Here is a 4,266-nt window from a genome sequence, read left to right as displayed (position 1 = left end):
TTGGCGAGCGCCGAGCGTTGCGCGGCGTAGCCCGGGGCCGTCATCGGGTAATCCTCCGGTAGGCCGTAGCGCTCGCGATACTGATCCGGCGACAGGCCGTGGGCGGTGAGGTGCCGCTTCAGGGTCTTGTAGGACCGGCCGTCGATGAAGCTGACGATACCGTCCTGCTGGACCGACTTGCGGATCTGCGCCGGCGTCGGCTGCTCGACCGGCGGCGCGGCCTCGACCGGGGGCGTCCCATCCAGATTGTTCAGCGCCGAATGGACGCCCGCCATCAGCTCCGGCAGGGCGGCCGGGGGGACGGAGTTGTTCGCGACGTAGGCAGCGACGATCTCTGCCGCCAGCTTGACGCGCTCGAGGGCGCGCTCTGGATTTTTTTCGGGCACTGGGCGAGTCCACTCAAAGCTTTCGAGGATGACGTCGTCGGTTCCAAAGCAAAAACCATCCAGGTGTCAAGATGGTTTTCGCAGCGCGTCGCGTCTGAAAAGCGCATTTTGATGCAGACTGGCCGAGGATCGGCTCCGGACGGGGCCGTTCACCTGCACACGAGCGCCGGTTCGCCGAGGTTTACAGGGTTCACAGGGTACAAGGTGCAGTCAATACCGCGCCACGCGCCGCGCTGATCGATGCCGGAAGCGCGGGGATTGCCGGTGGCGCGCGCCGGTCGCAGGAAGGCGGGCCGGTGCGGCGAATCAGCGGCCGGTCGGTGCGGAGGGCGGCCGCGCCGGGATGCGCGCCGCGTCGGATCGGTTCCCCGGGCGCGCAGGATGCGGAGGATCACCGCCCGGAGCCGAGGGATCGCCGCCAAGCCCGGCCGACGGTGTCAGGTCTGCATGCCCCAGCGCTGGATGGTGCGGCGCTCGATGGTCTGGAAGATGAGGTTCTCGACGACGAGGCCGATCAGGATGACGGTGAGCAGGCCGGCGAAGACGTTGGGGATGTCGAGCATGTTCTTGTTCTCGAAGATGAACCAGCCCAGGCCCCCCGAGCCCGACGACACCCCGAACACCAGCTCGGCCGCGATCAGGGTCCGCCACGCGAACGCCCAGCCGACCTTCAGGCCGGTCAGGATCGCCGGGAAGGCGGCCGGGATCAGGATCTGGCCGATCAGGCGCGGGCCCGACAGGCCGTAATTGCGCCCGACCATGGTCAGGGTGCGGCTCACCGACAGGAAGCCCGAATGGGTGTTGAGCGCGATCGCCCAGGTCACCGAGTGGACCAGCACGAAGATCAGGCTGCCGTTGCCCAGGCCGAACCAGATCAGCGCCAGCGGCAGGAGCGCGATCGCCGGCAGCGGGTTGAACATCGCGGTCAGCGTCTCGAGTACGTCCGTGCCCACCCGCGAGGCGATGGCCACGCCGGTGAGCAGGCTCGCCAGCCCGACCCCGGCGGCGTAGCCCATCAGCAGCACCTTCAGCGAGGCCCAGGCCCGGGCCGGCAGCGTGCCGTCGGCGATCCCGCGGGCGAAGGCCGCCACGGTGTCCGAGAAGGTCGGGAACAGCAGGTCGTTGTCGAGGTAGCGCCCGTAGGCCTCCCAGAGCCCGGCCAGCACCAGCAGGATCACGAGCTTGCGCAGCCAGGCCTGGTTGTAGAGCCGCTCGGCCACCGACAGCGGCTTCTCCACCACCGGAGCGGCCGCCGCGTCCCGGGCCCGGCCGGTGTCGTGGACGATCTCCGGGCGGCCCGGCGGGGCTTCCGCACGGGACGCGCCGACCGGCGGGTGGCCGCGCGTGGGGCTGTCGGTCAGGGCTGGGGCGCTAGACATTCTCGGCCTCCCGGATCTCTTCCGCGAACAGCATCTGCTGGATGCGGCTCTCCAGGCGCAGCGCCGCCTCCGGCGTGGCGGCGCTGTCGAGTTCGGCCTTGACCTCGCCCGGATGGGGCGAGAGCAGCAGGATGCGCGTGCCGACCTTGATCGCCTCGGGGATCGAGTGGGTGACGAACAGGACCGTGAAGCGCGTCTCCTCCCAGAGCATCAGCAGCTCGTCCTGCATGCGCCGGCGCGTCAGCGCGTCGAGCGCCGCGAACGGCTCGTCCATCAGCAGGATGTCGGGCTCCATGGCCATGCCGCGGGCGATGGCCACCCGCTGCTTCATGCCCCCCGAGAGCGTGTGCGGGTAGCTGTCGGCGAACCGCGTCAGGTTGACCTTGTCGATGTACAGGTCCGCCCGCTCGCGCGCCGCCCGGCCCTTGAGCCGGCCCGAGGCCTCCAGGGCGAAGACCACGTTCTGGCGGACCGTCTTCCAGGGCAGGAGCTGGTCGAACTCCTGGAACACCATCATCCGGTCCGGCCCCGGCTGGGTCACGGGCCGGCCCTTCAGGCGGATCTCCCCCTCGGTCGGGGCCATGTAGCCGCCCACCGCCTTCAGCAGCGTCGACTTCCCGCAGCCCGACGGGCCGAGCAGCACGAACCGGTCCCCCGGCCAGACCCGCAAGCTCACCCGGTAGGTCGCCGTCACCAGATGCGCCGGCGTCTTGTACCGGAGCGTGACGCCGTCCACCTCCAGCAGAGGCTGACCCGTATCCATCCATCCTCCCCGCGCCGCGGCTTGGGCCGCGTTCGCCGACGGCCCGGAGATGGTCCGGACTTCACGGGAAAGTGTAGGGCCGCCGCAGGGCGGCTGTAAAGAACCCTCTGGGCGGCGCTTCAGGATTTAAGTCCTTCCGACGATTGGCTATACAAGTGCGTATGGGGATATCGGTGCCACAATACGATGGTTCCGGCTGAGATGTTCTGCGAATATAAATATCTGCATAAGCAGTCTAATACAGATCTCGATCGCTGAATGGTCAGATCCGAGGCTCGCGGAATCGTGTGAATTGAGGATTCGCCTCGGTGATTTTCTTAACCGCACCGAAACAAGACGCGGCGATGAGATATGGGCCGGTCATTTACTTGGCCGGTCGTGTCCCTGGCCTCCGGAGCTGTCCAAATGCGGTTGCCTCTTTCCATCAAGGCCGCGTTGATGGGCGCTTTCGGCTGCTTCGCCCTCATCGCCGCCGGGCAGGGCGCGCTGTCCCTGATCAAGCTCAGAGACATCCGGCACGCGGTCCATGAGGTCGCCACGAACTGGCTGCCCTCCGTGGTGATCCTCGACGCGATCCGGACCGACGTCGCCGACGTCCGCATCAAGCAGTTCCGCCTGGTCTCCCTGTCCGACACGCCGGAGCAGCACGCGGCCAACGCGGCGCAGTATGCCGCTGCCCGCGCCAAGGTCGCGGCGGACCGGAAGATCTACGAGCCGATGATCGCCTCCCCGGAGGAACAGGCGCTCTACGACGGGTTCGCCACGCTCTGGACCGCCTATGAGGCCTCCGGGAGCGAGGCCGCGCGGCTGGTCTCGGCCGGCCGGGCCTCGGAAGGCCTGGCCCTGATCGGCAGCCGGGACGAGCTCGCACTCTACACCCGGATGGGCGAAACCCTGGCGCGCGATGCGGACCTGAACAGTCGTTCCGCGCAGCAGGAGGCCGAGACCGCCCTGACCTTGGCGGATTCGGCCGTCCTCGCCACCGAGGCGGCGGTGCTCCTCGCCGTCGCGGCGGCGCTGGCCGCCTCCGTCTTCGGGTTCCTGCGGATCTCGCGGCCGATCCAGCGGATGACCGCGGCGATGGCGGTCCTGGCCGGCGGCGACGCCGGGGCGGAGGTGCCGTTCCGGGATCGCCGCGACGAGGTCGGCGCGATGGCGGCCGCCGTGCAGGTGTTCAAGGACAACCTGCTCCGCAGCCGCGCGCTGGAGGCCGAAACGGCCCTCGCCCGCGCCTCGGCCGAGGCGCAGCGCCGCGCCGGCATGCAGCAGATGGCGGACCAGTTCGAGGCCGCGGTCGGCGGCATCGTCGGGCAGGTCTCGGCCTCCGCCACCGAATTGCAGGCCACGGCCGGGGCGATGTCGTCCATGGCCAGCCAGACCTCCGCCCAGTCCATCGCCGTGGCCGCCGCCGCCGAGGAGGCCTCCAGCAACGTCAACACGGTCGCGGCGGCGGCCGAGGAGCTCGGCTCCTCCGTCCAGGAGATCGGCCGGCAGGTGGACGGCTCGACCCGGCTCGCCCAGGCGGCGGTCGGCGAGGCCGACCAGACCGGCGCCCTGGTGCAGGAGCTGAACAGCGCGGTCAGCCGGATCGGCGACCCGGTACCCGGCGCCTCCACCAGAAGCACCTTGCCCCGCTACCGTTCGGGGACGGGGGCGCGCATCCGGCGTTGCGGATCGCGGGCTGCCAGGGTGCTTCTGCTGGGGGTGAAACAGGTTCGACTGGGCGGTAAAGGGATCG

The 4,266-nt window shown here is 69.5% G+C and carries 4 protein-coding genes; 1 reads left to right on the top strand and 3 read right to left on the bottom strand.

Going from position 1 to position 4,266, the window contains the following annotated elements; translation table 11 throughout:
* From MKK69_RS01195 to MKK69_RS01185, 3 genes are all read right to left on the bottom strand, one after another.
* Window positions 1–386 (bottom strand): MucR family transcriptional regulator (locus MKK69_RS01195; RefSeq protein WP_243964842.1); only part of this gene is annotated, 386 nt, incomplete at its 3' end.
* A 437-nt stretch (window positions 387–823) separates the two neighbouring features.
* The gene (locus MKK69_RS01190; RefSeq protein ID WP_243964841.1) at window positions 824–1,765 is read right to left on the bottom strand and encodes an ABC transporter permease; all 942 of its coding nucleotides are present in this window, start codon (window positions 1,763–1,765) and stop codon (window positions 824–826) included.
* Entirely contained in the window at window positions 1,758–2,528 is a 771-nt protein-coding gene (locus tag MKK69_RS01185) for an ABC transporter ATP-binding protein (protein ID WP_243964840.1), read from the bottom strand. The genes MKK69_RS01190 and MKK69_RS01185 overlap by 8 nt, the downstream gene beginning before the upstream one ends.
* A gap of 405 nt (window positions 2,529–2,933) precedes the next feature.
* Here MKK69_RS01185 and MKK69_RS01180 point away from each other — a divergent pair.
* Window positions 2,934–4,266, top strand: a 1,333-nt coding sequence (locus MKK69_RS01180) for an MCP four helix bundle domain-containing protein (RefSeq protein ID WP_243964839.1), incomplete at its 3' end; no start/stop codon positions are given.

The organism is Methylobacterium sp. J-026, assembly GCF_022829585.1.
In the GTDB taxonomy this organism is placed as follows: Bacteria; Pseudomonadota; Alphaproteobacteria; order Rhizobiales; family Beijerinckiaceae; genus Methylobacterium.
The sequence above is the reverse complement of the archived record's forward strand: the minus strand, read 5'-3'. Positions and strand labels throughout refer to the sequence as shown.

Excerpts from the sequence above, each read along its gene's own strand:
- MKK69_RS01190 (WP_243964841.1), bottom strand. The coding sequence starts at position 1,765 with ATGTCTAGCGCCCCAGCCCTGACCGACAGCCCCACGCGCGGCCACCCG.
- MKK69_RS01185 (WP_243964840.1), bottom strand. The coding sequence starts at position 2,528 with ATGGATACGGGTCAGCCTCTGCTGGAGGTGGACGGCGTCACGCTCCGG.